Below are 240 nucleotides of genomic sequence, written 5' to 3' on the forward strand. Positions count from 1 at the left end.
GGTCCCATGAGCCCCATGCATTTGCTGCATTTTCTTTTTTAGCAAGTTTATGATAACTGTTTCCTACTACATATTTCGGTTTATAATTGTCCATCATCCAAAGCGTTAAATCAAGCGCATGTGTTCCAATATCAATAAGAGGTCCGCCGCCCTGCGCTTCTTCATCTAAAAACACACCCCAAGTTGGGACTGCACGACGACGAATCGCTTTTGCTTTTGCATAATAGATATCACCTAATT

1 protein-coding gene is annotated in these 240 nt (G+C 41.2%); it reads right to left on the reverse strand.

What is annotated here, in order from left to right; genetic code table 11:
• Positions 1-240 (reverse strand): Gfo/Idh/MocA family protein (locus ACX6XY_RS30485; RefSeq protein ID WP_460337978.1); only part of this gene is annotated, 240 nt, incomplete at both ends.

Source organism: Streptomyces sp. O3 (assembly GCF_054788135.1).